Source organism: Streptomyces olivaceoviridis, from assembly GCF_014650115.1.
Classification (GTDB): Bacteria; Actinomycetota; Actinomycetes; order Streptomycetales; family Streptomycetaceae; genus Streptomyces; species Streptomyces olivaceoviridis.
This window is the reverse complement of the sequence record NZ_BMUI01000015.1, coordinates 84,598-102,284: the sequence shown is the minus strand read 5'-3', so window position 1 is coordinate 102,284 and position 17,687 is coordinate 84,598. Positions and strand designations below refer to the sequence as shown.

The window sequence follows — 17,687 nt, the reverse complement described above, 5'->3', positions numbered from 1 at the left end:
ACGAGGACCCGTTCCCATCCTCGTCGCCTCCGTGCCGACAAGGCCCGTCCGCCTCACCACAGGGGGCCCGGACCTGGGGAGTCCTCCCTCAGAACTCGTCCTCCGGGAAAGCCTGGTCGAGGCCGCTCGTGTCGATGTCGGAGCCGTCCACCGGCGGCCCGCCGAGGAAGCCGTGCACGAGGTCGCCCAGGTCGAGCTTCGTGGCGCCGGCCGGAGCGGTGGGCCTGGTGCCCTCGCTCATCCGCAGCGTCAGGCCCAGCTTCTTGACCTTGGCGGTTTCGGCCAGCTTGGCGAGGTCCACGTCCACCTGGGACAGCTCGCCGTTCTTGAGGGTGAAGTCCGCCGTCACCTTGGCGTTGGGCGCGTCCTTCAGGTCCTTGTCCGTCGGCAGCTGCATGCCCGGCGGCAGGTCCTTCGTCAGCGGCCCCAGCTCGCCGAACAGCTCGGTGACCAGTGTGCGGAAGGGCGCCGTCGCGGTGACGTGCTCGGTGCCGTCGCCGCCGCCGGCCGTCTTGAAGCGCACCTCGCGGGCGACGACGTCGCGCAGCGCCTTCACCAGCTTCTGCTGCGTCTTGGCGTCGAGGGACGGCGCGGGCGCGGGGCCGCCCCCGGACTCCTGGTTCCCACCGCCGGCCTTGTCCATCTCCTTGGTGCTGAACTTCACCCACTTGCCCTCGAAGACGGCCTTGAACGCCCCGGCCTCCGGCGGCAGGTCGTCGGCGGACGGCACCGGGCTGCCCGACATCCTGCCCATGGCGTCCATGTCGACGCGGGCGTAGACGTAGTCGCCGATCACCCGGTACTCGGCGAGGTCGCCGTCGGGGGTGCTGACCTTCATGGCCATGCCGACGAGGTCCTTCTCGCCGGACTCGGCGAGCGGCTTCTTCGACTCCACGGTCATCGTGATCTTCGCGTCGCTGATCAGGTCGGCGGCCTCGTCCGGGATCTCCTCGCCGGGCGCGGGGTCGGACTCGGCGTCCAGCGCCTTCAGGGTCGCGGCGTCGGTGTCCACGTCGAGCTCGAAGGAGAGCCTGTGCTTCTTGCCCAGCTCCTCGAAGGCCCGGTCGAGCTTCTTGCCGGCGGACAGCTGCTCCACCGTTCCGCAGGCGGCGGAGCCCGCGAGGACGGCACCGACGACGGCGGTGGCGGTCAGGGTCTTGCGTATGGCGTTGATGATGGTCTCCTCGTTGCTCCGATCACAGGGTGATCACTCAGAAGACTCACAACCCGCACACAGGGTTGTACGGCTGGTGCGGCTCCGTCCGGCCACGGCGAGCGCGGACCGCCCTGGCACTGACAGGCAAAAACCAGTGCGCTCGCCGACAACAGGCGGTGGCACCCACCGCCCTAGCATGAGTGCGTCAGCCACTTCCAGCGAAGGATACGAGAGCGTGCCGTACATCACCGTGGGCCAGGAGAACTCCACCAGCATCGACCTGTATTACGAGGACCACGGCACCGGGCAGCCCGTCGTCCTCATCCACGGCTTCCCGCTCGACGGCCACTCCTGGGAGCGACAGAGCGCCGTACTGCTGGAGGCCGGCTACCGCGTGATCACGTACGACCGCCGTGGCTTCGGACAGTCCAGCCAGCCCACGACCGGGTACGACTACGACACCTTCGCGGCCGACCTGAACACCGTGATGGAGACGCTCGACCTGCGCGACGCCGTTCTGGTCGGCTTCTCCATGGGCACCGGAGAGGTCGCCCGGTACGTGTCCGCCTACGGCTCCGCCCGGGTCGCCAAGGTCGCCTTCCTGGCCTCGCTGGAGCCCTGCCTGCTCAAGAGCGACGACAACCCCGACGGGGTCGCCCCGAAGGAGTTCTTCGACGGCGTCGTCGCGGCCGTCAAGGCGGACCGCTACGCCTACTACACGGACTTCTACAAGGACTTCTACAACCTGGACGAGAACCTCGGCACCCGGATCAGCGAGGAAGCCGTGCGCAACAGCTGGAACGTCGCGGCGGGCGGCGGGTTCTTCGCCGCCGCCGCCGCGCCGTCCACCTGGTACACCGACTTCCGCGCCGACATCCCGGCCATCGACGTGCCGACCCTGATCCTGCACGGTACCGGCGACCGGATCCTGCCCGTCGAGGGCACCGCGCGGCCCTTCCACAAGGCGCTGCCGTCCGCCGACTACGTGGAGATCGAGGGCGCCCCGCACGGCCTGCTGTGGACGCACGCCGAGGAGGTCAACACCGCGCTGCTCGCCTTCCTGGGGAAGTGAGGGCGAAGGCCCGCTCGTTGAGGTGCCGGCCGGCGAACACGGCGCGGCCGGCACCCTCCGGGGTGTGGTGGTCACGGGTGTAGTTGCCGGTCAGGCACACCGCTGGCGCCCGGTGCGACGGGCCACGGCGGCGACCGTGCCACCCCGGCGCGCAAGCCGCCAGGTGACCTCGCGGCCGACGCGTTACGCGGACGGCGCCACCGCCTCCTGCGGGCCGGGGAGCGTCCGCCCCAGGCGGGCGAGGGGGGACAGGGCCATCAGCGCCGGTGACAGCAGCATGCCTGCCGCTGCCATCAGGAGGCTGGCGCGCGTCCCCCACGCTTCCGCGAGGAATCCGCCGAGCAGCGAGCCGAGCGGGGTCATCCCCATGCCGACGAAGTTGATCGTCGCGGCCACGCGGCCTTGCATCCCGTCCGGGGCGACGGTCTGCCGGACGGCCATGACCGTGACGTTCACCAGCTGGCCGGCGGCCCCGAAGACGAAGCCGACCGCGAGGAGCGCGGGAACCGTCACCGCCGGGGTGCCGTGCAGTGCGGGCACACACAGGAACACGCCGTCGCCGAGTGCCGCCGCGGACACGAGCACAGCGCCGTGCCCGAAGCGGCCCGGCAGGCGGGCGGCCAGCAGCGAGCCCAGGAGCGCGCCCGGCCCCGTCGCCGCGAGTGCCAGTCCGACGGCGGTGCCGGACAGGTGCAGGTCCCTCGGGAGGAACAGCAGGTAGAGGGTCATCGCAGCCGCGAAGAAGAACTGGAACGCGGCTGATGCCAGGCACACGGTCCGCAGCAACGTGTCACCGGCGACGAAGCGGAGGCCCTCGTGGATCCGCCGCCAGACCCGAGCAGCGCGTTCCGGGCGGTCCGGGAGGGATTCGCGGCGACCGATCCGTCGGATCGACAGGAACGACAGCGCGAAGAACAGCGCGCCGGAGGCGGCGGCGACCGGCGCCGACAGCACGGACACCAACGCACCGCCGAGCGCGGGACCGCCGGTCTGCGCGGCGGACCGACTGCCCTCAAGCGCGCTGTTGCCCGGCACCAGCTGATCGCGCTCCACCAGTCGTACCAAGGACGCCTGGTAAGCGACGTCGAAGAACACGGACAGCGCCCCGACGGCGAAGGCCACCACGAGCAGCGCCGGCAGGCCGAGCCCACCGAGGAGGCCGGCCACGGCGGCGGCGCCCAGTGCCAGGGCCCGGCCGGCGTCCGTCAGCACCATCACCGTACGGGTCCGCCACCTGTCCACCCACGCGCCGGCGAAGAGCGACAGCAGCAGGATCGGCGCCTGCCCCACCGCGCGCAGGGCGCCCAACTGGCCGGCACCGGCGTGCAGCGTCAGGACGGCGAAGAGCGGCAGCAGCACCAGACTCGCGTGTTCGCCCAGTTGGGAGGCCGTCTGGCCCGCCCAGAGCCGGCGGAAGTCGCCGTCCCGCCACACGCTGGACGCAGCAGACCGATCGGAATCGGGCACAGGGACCCCTCGGATGGAAGTGTGCTGTGCCGCGCGGGAAGGGCAGCACGCGATGACAGGCCGCTCACGGCCTCAGAACGTCAACGCGTGCTCGGACGACCGACCATGTCTTCGCTCCTCGTGAGTCACTCGCCGCCCGACACTAGCCGCTGTCCGGCAGGGCGCGGAAGACGGTGGGAACACATGGTCCGCCGGTCAGTTCCTGCCCTTCGGGCCGTCGGTGGTGAGGACGGTGGGTGCCGGTGCCGGTGCCGGTGCCGGTGCCGGCACCGCTCCGGGCCGGCGGTAGACGTACGGCGGTGCCTCGGGCCGGTCGCCGTCGGCCGGCTCGCGGACGAGGTGGTGGTCGGGGGAGAGCGCGCACGCCGGATCGGTGCGGGCGGCGTCGCCGGTGAGGGCGAACGCCTGGCAGCGGCAGCCGCCGAAGTCCTCCTCCTGGCGGGGACAGCCCCGGCAGGGTCCCGTCATCCAGTCGGTGCCGCGGAAGCGGTTGAAGGCCGGGGACCGCTGCCAGATCCAGGCGAGCCGGTGGTCGCGGACGTTGGGCGGGTCCAGGTCCGGCAGGGAGGCAGCCGCCGGGCAGGGCAGCACGGTCCCGTCCGGCGCGACGGTGAGCGAGACCGCTCCCCAGCCGCCCATGCAGGGCTTGGCCACGCCGTCGAAGTAGTCGGGGACGACCCACACCAGGTCGATCCGCCCGGCGAGTTCCTCCCGGCGGCGCTCCACGGTCTCCCGGGCGCGGGCCAGCTGGTCGCGGGTGGGCAGCAGCGCGGTCCGGTTGAGCAGGCCCCAGCCGTAGAACTGCGCGTTGGCCAGCTCGATGCGGTCGGCGCCCCAGGCCAGGCCGAGTTCGACGACGGCGTCGACGGCGTCGAGGTTGTCGCGGTGCAGCACGACGTTCAGGCCGAGCGGGATCCCGGCCCGGCGGACGAGCGCCGCGGCCCGTTCCTTCGCGGCGAAGGCAGCGGGACGTCCGGCGATGCGGTCGTTGGCCCCCGGGTCGGCGTGCTGGACGGACAGCTGGACACTGCGCAGCCCGGCCCCGGTGAGGGCGGCCAGCCGGGCCTCGTCCAGGCCGGTCCCGCTCGTGACCAGCTGGGTGTAGATCCCGGCGGCCTCGGCGGCGGCGACGATCCGCTCCAGGTCCGGGCGCAGCAGCGGCTCGCCGCCGGACAGGTGCGTGTGCACGACGCCCAGTTCGCCGGCCTGACGCAGTACGTCCGTCCACTCGTCGGTGCTCAGCTCGGCCGAGCGGCGGGCCAGTTCCAGCGGGTTCGAGCAGTACGGGCAGTGCAGCGGGCAGGCGTGGGTGAGCTCGGCGAGCAGGGCCCAGGGGGGTGCGGGCGCCACGACGGACCCGGGGTTCACGGGGGTGGTCACGTCAGCCAGCCTTCCTGTCGCAGGCTGTCGAGGAACGCGGGGACGGTGGTGGCCACCGGCGCCCCGGGGAAGCGCTCGGCCAGCTCGCCGACGATCCCGGGCACGGTGCGCGTGCCGTCGCACAGCCCGACGACCATCCCGCCGTGTCCTTCGAGCACGACCACGCGTTCCGGCAGTACCAGCAGGTCCGTGCCGCGCACGGCGTCGTGCCGCAGCATCAGCGCGGGGGCGAGCGCCGGGCACCACTGCTGCGCGGTCCGCGTCATCACACCCGCTCCAACGCGCTGTCCCGGCCGTGCGCCCGCTCGTCCTGCCTGGGCATCGCCGCGTACTGCTGTACGGCGTCGAGCAGGGACCACAGCACATCGCACTTGAAGGAGAGCGCGGCCACGGCCTTCTCCTGCTCCTCGCGGGTGCGGGCCCACTCCAGCACGAGGTCCAGCGCCTCGGCGCTGTCACGCCGGCCCTGGTCGACGCGGGCGCGGAAGTAGGCGAGCCCGTCCGGCGCGATCCACGGGTAGTGGCGCTCGAACGCCTCGATGCGCAGGCGCATCAGGTCGGGCGCGGTGAGCTCGGTGAGCGAGGCGGCGACGGCCTCCAGGGTGGAGCGCAGGCGGCAGAAGTTGACGTAGCCCTCCACGGCCAGCCGGACGCCCGGCAGCACGGTCCCGCCCGACAACAGGGTCTCGCGGTCCACGCCGGCCGCCTCGCCGAGCCGCAGCCAGCGCTCGATGCCGCCCTCGCCCTCGCCGCGTCCGTCGTGGTCCTCGATCCGCCGCAGCCACATGCGCCGCAGCCGCGACGAGTCCAGCTTCGCGATGATCAGCGCGTCCTTGACCGGGATGTGGCGCTGGTAGTGGAAGCGGTTGGTGATCCAGCAGCGCACCTCGTCCGGGCCGAGGTCGCCCTGGTGCATGCGGACGTTGAAGGGATGGCGGTCGTGGTAGCGGTCCTGGCCCACCGCACGCAGGCGGTCCTCGAACTCGGCGCGGCTCCAGGGCTTCACCGGCGGGGCGAGTGTCGTGGTCACAGCTCGATCACCATTCCGTCTTCGGCCACCTCGATGCCCAGCCGGGCGAGCCGCTTGTGCTGCGGCGCGGCGGGGTCGACGAGGGGGTTCGTGTTGTTGAGGTGGGTGTAGAGGCAGCGGGCGGACAGCGCGGCGAGGATGCCGGCGGTGCCGCCGGGTCCGTCGACGGGCAGGTGCCCCATGCCCGTGGCGGTGCGGGGGGAGATGCCGGTGCGGCGGGGCTCCTCGTCGTCCCAGAAGGTGCCGTCGACGATGACGCAGTCGGCCTCGGCGGCGGCTCGGTGCAGCGCGTCGGACCAGGCGGCCACGGCCGGGGCATACAGGGCGGTCCCGCCGGTGGCCGGGTCGTACAGGCGCAGCGCGACGACCCAGGAGTCGTCGTCGGGGGCGTCGGCGGCGTAGCGCGGGCGCTTGCCGGAGACGGGTACGGCGCTGATCAGCACGCCGGATCCGGCCGGGACGCCCGGGTCGGCGTGCAGCGGCTGTGCCCCCCGGCACCGCAGCTCCCGCCAGGTCAGGGTGGTGTACGGGGAGAGGACCGCGCCGAGACGCAGGCGGGTGTCGACCGCCTCGCGGACCGGGGCGGTGGCGAGGATCTCCACGCCGTCCGCCTCGCGCAGCCGCCCGATCCCCAGCGTGTGGTCGAGTTCGGCGTCGGTGAGCACGACTCCGGCGATCGGTGTCTGCCGGGGCCCCGGCCCGGGGTGGAGGACCGGGTGGGCCTCGATCTGGTCGCCGATGTCGGGGGTGGCGTTGACGAGGTACCAGCGGCCCTCGTCGGCACGGACGGCCAGCGAGGCGTGTCGGCGGCGCCGCCCGGGGTGGGCGCGTGCCCCGGAACACCCGGGGCACGCGCAGTTCCACTGGGGGATGCCGCCGCCGGCCGCGGTACCGAGCACCTGCAGCAGCATGCCGGCGGTTAGCGGACGCTGAGGGAGTAGGCGGTGACCTCCAGCGCGGTGTCGACGACCACGTATCCGGGGGTCTGCCAGGCGGTCCGGTCGATCTCCTCGGTCGTACGGGCGGGCTGCTCGACCTGCTCGACGGCTTCGGTCATGGTGCGTACCTTCCTTTCTGCGAGGGGGTGTTGCCCTCCCCGGGCGGGAGGGAGCCTTCGGTCGATCGTCGTTACTTGATGGTCACCTTGAGGAGCAGGTCCTTGTCGACGCCGCGGTCGCTCGTGCCCAGCCACAGCTGGTCCGCGCCGGGGACCTTCACCAGTGCCCGCAGCCGGCCGTAGGCGCCGTTGTAGTAGGCCGTCGCCCGTCCGACGTCCTGGCCGGTGGAGTCGATCGGCACCCGCCACAGCCGGCGGCCGCTCAGCGTGGAGGCGTAGATCACGTTGTTGACGATCGCGATCTGCGCGGGCACGCCTCCCTTGTTCGGGTCCCAGACCATCCTCGGGTTGGTCATGCCCGCGGCGCGGCAGGAGCCCTCGCAGGTGGGCCAGCCGTAGTTCCGGCCCGGCTTGACGAGGTTGAGTTCGTCCCAGGTTGACAGGCCGATCTCGGTGGACCACAACCGTCCGGCGCGGTCCCAGGCCAGTCCCTGGGGATTGCGGTGGCCGTAGCTGTAGACGCGGGTTCCGAACGGGTTGCCGGGAGCCGCGGCACCCTTCTTGGTGATCCGCAGGATCTTCCCGTTGAGTGACTTCTTGTCCTGCGCCAGGTGGCTCTTCTGGGCGTCGCCGGTGGCGACGTACAGATATCCGTCGGGCCCGAAGGCGATCTGTCCGCCGTTGTGCTGGGTGTCCCGGACGATACCGGTCAGGATGGGGGTGTAGTTGCTCAGCCGGGTGCCGTCGAACTTCATCCTGACCACACGGTTGTCCTTGGCCGTGGTCTCCATGAAGAACACGTCCTTGTCGGTGGTCCCGTTCCAGGTCGGTGACGTGGCGACACCCAGCAGACCGCCCTTGTCCTGCGTCTGGAGGCTCCACACCGCGTTCGGCACCGTGCCGACCTTCTTCTTGGCGCCGTCCAGGGCGACCTTCCAGACCACGGCGGTGTCGCGTTCAGTCACCAGCGCCGTCTTGCCGTCCCGGAGGAACGAAATCCCCCAGGGCGTCGTCAGCTCGCCCGTGAGCTTGCCGATCCCTGACGGTGTGCCACCCGCACGGGAGCCGGAGGGGGAGTGCGCGGCCGTCGCGGGCGGCACGGACACGCCGAGTGTCGTGACGGCGGCGACAGCGGTGAGCGCGGCCATGCCCGGACGGACCCGATGCAGCGCCGAATGCGCCAAGCGTGACATCCTGATGCCTTTCATGTCGTGGCGCGACCACGTGGATTCCGGGACGGAACGACGCGGCCGACTGCGATACGAGGGGGGTGCTCATCGCCGCGCCGCACCGTGGCGAACCCGGTGGGAAGGGCGTGGGCCGGAGCGTGGCGACGACTCCTTCCCGGAGTTCCAGGCGCCCCCTGAAGCGATGGCCACCGGGGTCGGCCCGTCGTGCTGACGGGCCGTTTCCCGGCGTCGGGACTGCGGATACCAGTGAGCTTGCGCGCCGACGTGTTCCGCTGCCGGTCATCGGCGCCGGGAAGTCCCTCCCACGGGTGATGCGCCGCCGCGCGGACGGGCGCGGACGGAGTACACCGGTCAGGGGGACTTCTGCTGCGGGGAGGGGCAGTCCGCCTGACCGGTGTCACGCGGCGCCGGGGTGTCCGGGGTGCCGGTCGTCGCGGGGCTGGGCTCGGGGGGCGTCGCCGGCTGCGGCGAGGGGGTCGTGGCGGGACTCGGCTCGGGTGCCGTCGCGGGGCTCGGGCTCGGCGCGAGGCACGGGGGCGGGGCGGGCGGGGTGGACGGGGTGGACGGGGTGGACACGGGCGAGTCGTTCGTGTTGCCGGCGTCGACGCAGTTGACGAACTGCACGAAGGGCACCTGCCCGGTACCGCCGGTGACCGCGAAGTCATGTGCCGTATGGCTGCGGAGCAGACACATGTCGTAGCGGGCGAGGACCGGAAGGGGGTCCGGTGCGGAGGCCGGCCGGTACTCGTGGCGGCCCACCAACTGGCAGGAGTCGTAGCGGATCAGCGGTCCGCGCGGGCCCACGTCGTAGCGGTGCGGGCGGACTTCGGCGGAGAAGTCCTTGTAGGCGAGGCCGGTGTCGTCGCAGTCGCTGAAGTGGACCGTGCCGCCGTTCCACACGCAGTCGATGACGACCACGTCGGGGTTGCGCACCTCGAAACGGATGTCCTGGGCGTGGAACCGCTGCACCGAGTCGTGGTGCCGGGCCACGGGGAAGCGGAAGAACGTGCTGGTGGTGCCGTATTCCGGGGTGCTCTGCGGACGTCTGTCCGTGATGATGTACGAGCCGCCCCGGCAGGCGATGGAGCCGCCGTAGGGGAACTCCAGGAAGTTGCCCCACTCGTATTCGACCTTCATGTCGGTGAACCAGTAGTTGAGGAACTGGTCCTGGTCGTTCGGCTCCCGCTGCCCGTCCCGGGTCAGCCCCGAGTACAGGAACGCCCGGCGGTAGCGGCCACCGACCCGGCACGCCTCCCACCGCATCTCCGAGTTGGTGTCCGTGCCGCTCAGGACGAGCCCGTACTCCCATTCCCCCATCCACTCGCACTCGGAGAACCGGTAGTCCTGCGCCTGCCCGGTCGAGTACGAGTCGAAGAAGGAGGCGCCCGGTGTGGCCGAGCGGAACTGCATGCGTTCGAAGGAGAGGTTCGACCACACGTCCTGGTTGCGGCAGAGGAAGGAGCCGGGGCCGGTGCCGGGGCGGAAGACGAGACTGGTCATGCGCCTGCCCGCACCGGAGAACCGCAGGCCGCTCGCGGGCCGCGGCGGGGCGACTCCGTTCAGCAGCGCGTGCGGACGGGTGATCAGGAACTGGCCGGCGGGGATCTCGATCACCACGCGGCCGACCCCCTCGGAGACACGCGCGGCGGCGAACGTGTAGGCGATCTCGAACGCCTCGGTGTCGTCGGTCTGCCCGTCGCCGACCGCCCCCAGCTCGGCCACGTCGACCACGGTGTCCGCATCGGCGGGCGGGCGCGGGACGGCGGACGCGCCGCGGGTGGACAGGGCCGTCGCCGCCAGCGCCGAGGCGCCGCCGCGCAGAAGTCGCCGACGGCTGACACGGGACATATGTTTATCCCGTTCTGTCATGATTCTCTTCTTTCCAGCGGGTAAGGAGACAAATGACCGGGTTCATCGAGGTGCTCAGGTATATGTCGGCAGCGCAGAAGCCGGCGAAGGGAGTCTCGGTCTACACCCTGTTCGTCAACCGCCCGGCCGGTCGCGTCCTGGCGGCGCTGGCCTACCGGGTCGGCGCGACCCCCAACCAGCTGACCGTGCTCGGTGCCCTGTTCACCTTTCCCGCCCTGGCCGCCGTGGCCCTGGTGCGACCCGGTCCGGGGCTGTCGGTCTGCGTCTGCGCGGCCCTGGCCGTGGGGTTCGCCCTCGACGCGGCGGACGGACAGCTCGCCCGCACGCAGCGCTCCGGAAGCCCGTCCGGCGAGTGGCTGGACCATGTGCTGGACTGCGTCAAGCTGGTCACGGTCCACCTGGTCGTCCTGGTGTCGTTCTACCGGTTCTTCTCCCTGCCCGACCCGGCCTTCCTGCTGGCTCCGATGCTGTTCGAGCTGGCGGCCGTGGTGATCTTCTTCGTCGGTATCCTGACCGAGCAGCTCAAGCGGCGGACGGCGGCCCCGGCGCCGGCGGAGCCCGCGCCGGCGCTGCGGTCCTTGCTGCTCCTGCCCGTCGATTACGGCGTCACCTGCCTCGGCTTCCTATTCCTGGGCAGCCAGCACGTCTTCCTTTCCGTGTACTGCGCCCTGCTGCTGGCCCACCTCCTGTTCATGGCGGTCTTCCTGGTCAAGTCGTTCCGGGAGCTGCGCTGAGGGGATCTCCGGCGACGTGGGCCGGGCGAGCAGTTCCAGGGCGCCGCGCAGGAGGGTGCTGGAGGTGTGCAGGGTGTAGGGGAAGTAGACGACCTCGACGCCGACCTCCGCGAAACGCCGCTCCAGCCGGTTCCACTTGGGCGTTCCCCGCCAGTCGTCGCCCTTGAAGATGGTGTGGAAGCCGACCCGCTTCCACGTCTCCAGTTTGTCCTCCTCCGACTCGACGACGGCCACGTCGACGCAGCGCAGGCTGCCGACGATCTCCAGGCGCTCGGCGAGCGGCACGACCGGCGGTCTGCCCTTGAGGCGGACGGCCAGGTCGTCCGAGGTGACTCCGGCGACGAGGCGGTCGCAGTGCCGGCGCGCCTCGCGCAGGATGTTGAGGTGCCCGATGTGGAAGAGGTCGTAGACGCCGGGTGCGAATCCGATGCGGGTCACTTGGCCGTGTCACCCGCCTTGGTAGCGGGCACGGTCACCTGCAGCGGCGGCGACTTCGGCGAGGTGTTCGTCCCGTCCGTCACCTCGATCCGGTACTGGTGACGGGTGCCGGCGCCCACGGAGTCGGTGTAGCTCATCAACGGCCGGTCCCAGTAGGTGGACGACCGCGTCTGCCGGGAGATCAGCCGGCCGTCCCGGTAGAGCCGGTAGGTGAGCGACGCGTCGTCCCGGTCCCACGAGGCATTCCAGCGCAGGGTGACCTGTCCGGCGCGCCCGGCGGCGAGCGAGAGGGCGGGAACCTCCGGTGCCCCGGTGTCGGGGCCGGCCCCGAAGCGGGTGAGGGCCTGCTGGGGCTCGCCGTTGACCTTGGTGAACTCGCCGCCCACCCAGAGGACGCCACGGGCGACCGTCAGCGCCCGGGGGCCGATCTGCTCCCCCGTCCCCTCGTCGGTATCGGGGAACCAGTGCAGGATCCTGCTGTCCCCGGGCGACTGGGCCAGCAGGTGCTGCCGGTCGTGCCGCTCGGGGAACCCGCCCGGCGTCTCACGGCAGTCGTGCGCGTGCGAGGCGCTGTAGAGGACGCCCTGGTAGGGCAGGACGACCTGGGTGGCGCCGCGGCAGGTGTCCTTCCACACCATGCGGTCGTTGTCGAGACGGCCCGCGATGCGGCCGTCGAAGATGCCCGGGCCGTGGCCCTCGGCACCCACGTAGAACCGGGTGCCGTCCTGCGCGATCGACTTCACCGACGACCGGGGCGGCAGCCAGTCCGGGAAGGTGCGCTCGGTCGCCCCGCTGGTGGAGTTCAGGGCGACCAGCGAGTGGGCCCGCCGGCCGTTGACCCACTCGAAGTCACCGCCGGCGTAGATCTTCTCGTGCGAGGGCACCACCGACAGCGCGCGCACCGGAGCGTCGACGTCGGCCCGGAACGGCCGCAGGTCGCCCTCGGGGGTGAAGGCGGCGATGCGCTTCCGGGTCCGGCCGTCGACCTGCCCGAAGTCACCGCCGAGATAGACCGTCCGGTCGGTGACGTCGATCGCCCGGACGGTCGCGGACACCGCCGGCCGGAAGTCCCCGCGCAGGGAGCAGTCGGCCGTGTTCAGGGCGATGGCGCTGGCCACGCCGGTGGACCCGACATGACTGAAGGAGCCGCCCACGTACAGCACCCGGCCGTCCGGCGAGGTCTTGAGCGCGCGGACGGTTCCCTCACCGCCGGTGAACGACGGCGCGCAGGGCAGCAGGGCGCCGGTGACCGCGTCGAACGCGGCGAAGTTGCGGCGCGGGACCTCCCGGTCGCCCGGCTTGGCGCCGGGCGGCCGCACCGCGTCGAAGGTCCCCCCGACGTACACGACACCGTGCGCGGCGGCCAGCGACCAGACGATGCCGTTCGTCTGCCAGGTCGTCAGCGGATCGGCGGTGAACGACGACCTGGGTTCACCGGCGGCCGTGGCGGGGGCGGGATGGAGCAGGGCGGCGGAGCACAGGAGCGTGGCGGCGACAGCACTGGTGGCCGCCCTCGACGGGAGATTTCTCAGGCGCAAAGGACACCCCGGATGGCAGTGGTGTGGGCGACACGCGGGGAGTGACGCGGGGTCCGCCGCACGACGACCGCACACCCTTGCCTGGGCTCATGCGGCGCGACGGCGCAGAACTCCGACCAGCTCACTCACTCCCAGCGGCCTGCGATACCACCACAAAGTAGTACCGAACGCACACAATCCCAAAGTCATCCCGGCGGCGAGTCCTGACGGGGTGTCACCTCCCAGTGAGCGCACGGCGGCCAGCACCACCGAGACGGCGAGTCCGGTCCCGAGGGCGGTGGTGTAGCCCCGGTCCACGGTCGTGAAGCCGAGGCGCAGCCGGATGAGCAGGGCGGCCCAGAGGTTCTCCACCACGATGGCCGCGCCCCAGGACACGGCGGCCCCGAGGACGCCCCACCGCGGCACGGCGAGCAGGCCGACCGTCAACTGCACCGTGAACGCGGCCGCGGTGACGGCCAGGTGCCAGGAACTCCTGCCGGACATCAGCAGCACGGTCTGGGCGTTGCCGACCGCGACGTTGACCATCGAGGCCACGCACAGCACGACCAGGGCGGGCGCTCCGCCGACGAACTCCGGGCCGAAGACCGACAGCACGGTCCGGGGGAAGGCGGCGACGAGGACGAACAGCGGCCAGGAGAAGAGCACGATCCAGCAGGTCGAGACCCGGTGCAGGTGGCGCGCCTCGGCGACCTGGTCGACGGCGAGCAGTCTGCTGATCTGGGGCGCCACGGCGAGCCGGACGGCCAGTTGCAGCAGGGTGCCCGCGGTGACGACGCGGCCGATGGCGGTGTAGACACCCGCCTCGGCGCCGGTGGCCAGCGCGGACAGCAGGATGACGCCGACCCAGACCGCGCTGATGTCGAAGACGGACGAGATCGCGCGGGGTGCCGCGAAGGTCCAGAAGGCGCGCCAGGGAACGGCCCCGCGCACGGCCGGCCGCGCGCTGCCGCGGAGGGCGCGGCAGCGGCGCAGGGCCGGCCAGGCGGCCAGGGTGCCGGCCAGCGCGGGCAGCAACCAGGCCGCGGCCAGAGGGAGCAGGCCCGGCACCCAAGCGGCCACCGGTACGGCGATCAGCACGCGCAGCACCGGCTTGCCGACCTGCTCCACGCCGACGAACGGCACCACGGTGCCAAGGCCCTGGGTGGCGCCGAGCAGGACCAGTCCGACGGTGGCGACGGGCAGGAACAGCCCGAAGAGCCGGACCAGGGCGACCGCGTCGGCCGGCGGCAGGTGCGGCAGGAGCGTGGTGGCCACCGCCGGGTACAGCAGCAGGGGCAGCGATGCCGCCGTACTGGCCACGGCCGCGGGCACGACGGCCGCGCGCAGCAGACCGCCCACCGAGCGGCCACCGCCCACGGCGATGTCGCGCGAGACCAGACGGACGAGCCCGGTGTCGGCGCCGAGCTTGCAGGTGTTGCTGAGGATGGTGAACAGGGCCACGCCCGTGAAGACCGCGCCCGCGCCCTGGGCTCCGAGGGCGCGGGTGATCAGGCCGACGAAGACGAAGGCGAAGACGGCGTTCGTCGCGGAACCCGCCACCCCCCACCACCCGCCCCGCGCGGCGGCGGCGACGCTGTCGGCGGCGGGGGCGGCGGCGGTCGCTTCGGGGGCGGTCATCCGCGGGAGACCGAGAGCGTGTCGTCCTGCGCCGGAAGTTCCACGACCGGCGTGACGGTCTCCGCCTCCGGGCGGCGCGCGGGGCGGCGGCGCAGGACGGCACGGAGTCGTCCGCGCCGGCCGGCGTCGAGCACGATGCCGAGGAGGGTCCCGCCGGAGCAGTCGATCAGCTCGTGCGCCCGCCTGAGGTCGTCGCGCCGGGTGGTGCCGAGGCCGGCGACCAGCAGGACGCCGTCGACACGCTGGGCGAGGGCCAGGGCGTCGGCGTGCTCCAGGAGCGGCCGGGCGACGACGACCGTGGTACGGGAGCCGGACCCGGCCGGCAGCCGGTGGACGGCGGCGGACCCGCCCGTCCGGGCGGGCGAACCGGTGCCGCCGGCGCAGCAGGCGAACCGCCCGGCGGTCCCGGCGTCGACCAGCCGGCTCCCGTCGGGGAGGGAGGAGGCGTCCCCGGGCGTGCGGGCGTCGTCCGGCAGCAGTGGCAGCCGGGCCGTGAGGGCGGCCGTGCCGGGGTCGGCGTCCACCAGCAGCACCTCGTCGCCGCACTCCGCGAGGGCCGCGGCGAGGTTCACGGCCACCTCCTCGGTGGCGGCACCGCGCCGGGGGGAGACGACGAGGAGCCGGCCGGTGCCGGCGGGCAGGCAGGTCCCGCGCAGCCGGTAGGCGAGGGCGCGCAGGGTCTCGGCCCGGTCACCGCCCTGGCGGCCGACCGCCGGCAGGTCGTCGTCCTCGCCGTGCCCCGGGGGCAGCAGGCCGAGCACCGGGGTGCGCAGCGCGGCCCGGGCCTCGTCGGCCGACCGGACCCGGGTGTCGAGGGCGGAGCGCAGCCAGGCCAGCAGGATGCCGAGGGCCAGTCCGGCCGCCAGCCCGAGCGCGAGCAGGGTCGGCCAGCCGGGCACCGAGGGCCGGGCGGGCACCTCGCCGCGGCGGACGACGTCGCCCCCGTCGGTGTCGTGGGAGTTGATGTCGACGACGCGCTTGCGCAGGGTGTCCAGCTGGCTCTGCACGGCCTTGGTGGCGTCGTCGTCCTCCGGCTCCTTCTTCTGCGCCGCCTCCACCGTCTTGATCTGCTGCTCCACGCCGCGGGTGGCCCGCTGGACGGCGGCCTGGTTGCGCGCCTTGCGGTCGGCCAGATAGGCCTCGGCGAAGGCGTTGGCGCCGCGCGCCGCGCGCTTCGGGGTGCGGGCGGTGAACTCGAAGCGCAGCACCTGGGACCTGGCCTGGTTGGTGATCCGCAGACCGCCCTCCAGCGCGGCGGCCTTGCCGTCGGCCTGGCCCATGAGGCGTGCCGCGCGGACGGCGACCGCGGTGCTGGCGGCGATCTGCTGCTCGGTGCCCATGCTGACCTGGTTGTCGGCGGCCACGCTGACCGTGCCGAAGGGGTCGGCGGTGGAGCGTACGAGGACTTCGCTGGCGGAGGTGTAGGTGTGGGCCCGGGAGAGGGCCAGGGCGGCGCCGCCGAGCAGCCCCAGGACGATCCCGAGGGCGATGACGACGCGGTGGCGCAGGAGCCGGCGGAGTTGGTCGTGTAGCTGGTCCGGCTCGTCGTACCGGTCGTAGAGGTGGATGGGGCCGGTCACGGGTGCCCTCCTGTTCCGGGGAGCTGTGCGGGGCGGATGGGTGCGGTCGGCGGCGCCGACGGGACAAGCCGGGCCGCGCGGGCGCCGGGGGTGGTGACGAGCAGCGGAACGGTCACCAGCAGCGTCAGCGGGCCGACGATCCCCAGCAGGCTGCCGCGCAGGAAGACGATCTGGTAGAAGGCGAACGCCGGGACCAGGAACGTCGCGAGGGTGCCCGCCCGGTCGCGGAGCCGGTGGCGCACGTCGTCCATGCGCCGCCCGGCCGCGCCGAGCAGGAAGAACACGGCGGCCACGGCGGGCGGGCCGGCCCACAGGTAACTCTCGATCCACAGCGGGGCGGAGAGGTTGAGGAAGTCGTAACCGGCGTACCGGGCCAGGGTGATGCCGGTGTCCCCCGGCTTGTCCGGCCACACCGAGCGCGGGACCGGGAACAGCACGGGACCCAGCACGTCCTGCGGTGAGAATCCCTGGTCCCGCGCCATGTCGATGCCGGTCTGCACCTGCTGGAAGGCGTCGTAGTCGCCGTTGGCGGTGAACTGCGCGGACAGCGACACGACGGTGAACTGCTCCCGGTCGCTGTAGCGGAAGTAGTCGCTGTACGGGAAGAGCAGCAGCACGCTCGCCATGAGCGTGGCCGCGATCACGCGGAAGGCGCGGGGCCGGGACAGCCGGGGCACGGCGAACAGCAGGGTCAGCAGGACCGTGCCGAACCAGAACCGCGGTCTGCTGACGGGGTTGTTGACGACGACGTTCAGGGCGAGGAGCAGCGGCAGCAGCAGCCGGCGGATGCCGCGCAGCAGACGGTCGCCGCCGGGCACGCGCGGTACGTGCAGCAGGCCCAGCAGCGCCCAGAACGCGGGCACGGACAGGGACCAGTTGCGCAGCGCCGACAGGAACGCGTTGTCCGAACCGTCGGCGGAGCCCGCCTCGCGCAGCGCCTCACGGCTCGTGAAGTAGGCGCTCATGCCGCCGGGTTGGGCGGGGATGAGCACCGCCGCCAGGGCGAGGGCGAGCCCGCACAGCGACAGCAGGCGCCAGGGCGCGAGGCGGCGGGACAGCAGCCGTTCCACCGGCCCCGGCGAGGGGGCGGCGGGCCCGGCCGCCGTACGGGCGCGCTCCCGGCGGCCGGCGACGGCGGCTCCCGCGCTGTGGGCGAGCAGGCCGAGTTCGACGACGGCCACGGCCGTGAGGGCGGTCCCCTGACCGGTCCGGTAGGCCCAGGGATAGGTGTCCGTGGCGAGTTGTGCCAGGGGCGCGAGGCCGAGCCAGACGTAGGCGAAGACCCAGAAACCGAGGGCGGTGAGCCGGACCGTCGTCGCGGTGAGCACACGGATGAGGGCCACACCGGTGTGTGCCAGCACCACACCCTGCGCGGCGAGCGGGACCGACAGGTGCGCGCCGTCCGACTGGAGGATCAGCCCCGGCAGCAGGACCAGCAGCGCCACGGACCACAGGGAGACCGCGGGCACGCTGCGGACGGGAGCCTTGCGCCACCGAAGGTCTTCGCCTGCCGGGAATTTCACCTGAAAGCTCATCAACAGGGTTATAGCGCCCGTACC

General features: G+C 72.6%; 15 protein-coding genes and 1 pseudogene. 2 read left to right on the top strand and 14 right to left on the bottom strand.

Annotated features, from left to right (window positions below):
• Window positions 1-88: 88 nt before the first annotated feature.
• Window positions 89-1,096 (bottom strand): hypothetical protein, encoded by a 1,008-nt coding sequence (locus tag IE273_RS26185; RefSeq protein WP_189817615.1) that lies wholly within the window; start codon window positions 1,094-1,096, stop codon window positions 89-91.
• Window positions 1,097-1,391: 295 nt separating this feature from the next.
• On the opposite strand from IE273_RS26185, the gene IE273_RS26180 reads away from it, so the two are divergent.
• On the top strand, window positions 1,392-2,228 hold the full coding sequence (locus IE273_RS26180) for an alpha/beta fold hydrolase (RefSeq protein ID WP_189817614.1): 837 nt from the start codon (window positions 1,392-1,394) through the stop codon (window positions 2,226-2,228).
• A gap of 183 nt (window positions 2,229-2,411) precedes the next feature.
• On the opposite strand, the gene IE273_RS26175 is transcribed toward IE273_RS26180, so the two are convergent.
• From IE273_RS26175 to IE273_RS26140, 8 genes are all read right to left on the bottom strand, one after another.
• On the bottom strand, window positions 2,412-3,695 hold the full coding sequence (locus IE273_RS26175; protein ID WP_308437062.1) for an MFS transporter: 1,284 nt from the start codon (window positions 3,693-3,695) through the stop codon (window positions 2,412-2,414).
• A gap of 195 nt (window positions 3,696-3,890) precedes the next feature.
• A complete protein-coding gene (gene pqqE, locus IE273_RS26170) occupies window positions 3,891-5,075 on the bottom strand; it encodes a pyrroloquinoline quinone biosynthesis protein PqqE (RefSeq protein WP_189817613.1) in 1,185 nt (394 codons plus the stop codon).
• Complete coding sequence (gene pqqD / locus IE273_RS26165; RefSeq protein ID WP_229887549.1) at window positions 5,072-5,341, bottom strand: pyrroloquinoline quinone biosynthesis peptide chaperone PqqD; 270 nt, start codon at window positions 5,339-5,341, stop codon at window positions 5,072-5,074. The genes pqqE and pqqD overlap by 4 nt, the downstream gene beginning before the upstream one ends.
• Window positions 5,341-6,105: a pyrroloquinoline-quinone synthase PqqC gene (gene pqqC, locus IE273_RS26160; RefSeq protein WP_189817611.1), complete on the bottom strand. Its 765-nt coding sequence runs from the start codon at window positions 6,103-6,105 to the stop codon at window positions 5,341-5,343. Before pqqC ends, pqqD begins: the two co-directional genes overlap by 1 nt.
• Complete coding sequence (gene pqqB, locus IE273_RS26155; protein ID WP_189817610.1) at window positions 6,102-7,016, bottom strand: pyrroloquinoline quinone biosynthesis protein PqqB; 915 nt, start codon at window positions 7,014-7,016, stop codon at window positions 6,102-6,104. The genes pqqC and pqqB overlap by 4 nt, the downstream gene beginning before the upstream one ends.
• An 8-nt stretch (window positions 7,017-7,024) precedes the next feature.
• Window positions 7,025-7,162, bottom strand: a complete 138-nt coding sequence (pqqA, locus tag IE273_RS26150) for a pyrroloquinoline quinone precursor peptide PqqA (protein WP_014669248.1) — start codon at window positions 7,160-7,162, stop codon at window positions 7,025-7,027.
• Between the two features lie 71 nt (window positions 7,163-7,233).
• Window positions 7,234-8,310 (bottom strand): PQQ-dependent sugar dehydrogenase, encoded by a 1,077-nt coding sequence (locus tag IE273_RS26145; protein WP_189817609.1) that lies wholly within the window; start codon window positions 8,308-8,310, stop codon window positions 7,234-7,236.
• Between the two features lie 393 nt (window positions 8,311-8,703).
• The gene (locus tag IE273_RS26140; RefSeq protein WP_229887548.1) at window positions 8,704-10,221 is read right to left on the bottom strand and encodes a glycosyl hydrolase family 28-related protein; all 1,518 of its coding nucleotides are present in this window, start codon (window positions 10,219-10,221) and stop codon (window positions 8,704-8,706) included.
• Between the two features lie 32 nt (window positions 10,222-10,253).
• Between IE273_RS26140 and IE273_RS26135 the strand changes: the two genes are divergently transcribed.
• The gene (locus IE273_RS26135; RefSeq protein ID WP_189817608.1) at window positions 10,254-10,955 is read left to right on the top strand and encodes a CDP-alcohol phosphatidyltransferase family protein; all 702 of its coding nucleotides are present in this window, start codon (window positions 10,254-10,256) and stop codon (window positions 10,953-10,955) included.
• On the opposite strand, the pseudogene IE273_RS26130 reads toward IE273_RS26135, so the two are convergent.
• The 5 genes and pseudogenes from IE273_RS26130 to IE273_RS26110 form a co-directional block, all read right to left on the bottom strand.
• Window positions 10,956-11,393, bottom strand: a pseudogene (locus tag IE273_RS26130) (FAD synthase family protein); the annotation flags it as partial.
• Window positions 11,390-12,931: a fibronectin type III domain-containing protein gene (locus IE273_RS26125; protein ID WP_189817607.1), complete on the bottom strand. Its 1,542-nt coding sequence runs from the start codon at window positions 12,929-12,931 to the stop codon at window positions 11,390-11,392. The pseudogene IE273_RS26130 and the gene IE273_RS26125, both read right to left, overlap by 4 nt.
• Window positions 12,932-13,018: 87 nt before the next feature.
• The gene (locus tag IE273_RS26120) at window positions 13,019-14,548 is read right to left on the bottom strand and encodes an oligosaccharide flippase family protein (RefSeq protein WP_189817606.1); all 1,530 of its coding nucleotides are present in this window, start codon (window positions 14,546-14,548) and stop codon (window positions 13,019-13,021) included.
• Window positions 14,545-16,128: a hypothetical protein gene (locus IE273_RS26115; protein ID WP_189817605.1), complete on the bottom strand. Its 1,584-nt coding sequence runs from the start codon at window positions 16,126-16,128 to the stop codon at window positions 14,545-14,547. The genes IE273_RS26120 and IE273_RS26115 overlap by 4 nt, the downstream gene beginning before the upstream one ends.
• Window positions 16,125-17,597, bottom strand: a complete 1,473-nt coding sequence (locus IE273_RS26110; protein WP_189817604.1) for a hypothetical protein — start codon at window positions 17,595-17,597, stop codon at window positions 16,125-16,127. Before IE273_RS26110 ends, IE273_RS26115 begins: the two co-directional genes overlap by 4 nt.
• Window positions 17,598-17,687: the final 90 nt, after the last annotated feature.